Origin of the sequence: Candidatus Nitrosotalea sp. FS (genome assembly GCF_011319475.1) — an archaeon.
Lineage (GTDB): Archaea > Thermoproteota > Nitrososphaeria > Nitrososphaerales > Nitrosopumilaceae > Nitrosotalea.
Genome location: NZ_RCMC01000049.1, coordinates 862 through 1,311, shown reverse-complemented (window position 1 = coordinate 1,311; position 450 = coordinate 862). Strand labels below are relative to the sequence as shown.

General features: G+C 41.2%; 1 pseudogene. It reads right to left on the bottom strand.

The annotated features are described in order from the left end of the window. Nucleotides 1-269: pseudogene (locus DYY66_RS02465) on the bottom strand (hypothetical protein); the annotation flags it as partial. Nucleotides 270-450: the final 181 nt, after the last annotated feature.

Genomic DNA, 450 nt, shown 5'->3' with positions numbered 1-450 from the left:
TAGCTAAAAAACTCAAATCCCTCATCGGTCAGCCTCTGCCAGTTTCTTTGGTATAGCCAGGCTTCGCCATCTGCATTCTTTGGGGTTATCTTCTTCGGATCAAGTGGCCCACCGTGAACACAAAAGAGTCCGTTTTTTGTATCAATGAATTCTTGGCTTCCAAATGTTCCGTCCTTGTTTTGTTTAAAAAATGATAGGTCTTCAGAGTCAAGCCTGTTGTGCGCATCCATGCTTTCAAAGGAGCTTGCGCTGACTTTTTTTCCGCTCAAGAACCCTTCATCATGATTTCCCATGACAGAAAATATTGGATAATTTTTNTTTTGGATAGATACCGCGCTCAAGCAAGTCGCCCAGATTTATTATTCTTGAAAAAGAGCCGTATTTTTTTACAAACTCGTCACTTGATGCTGTACTGATTATCAGCTCAAGTGCGTTCAGATCTGCATGAAT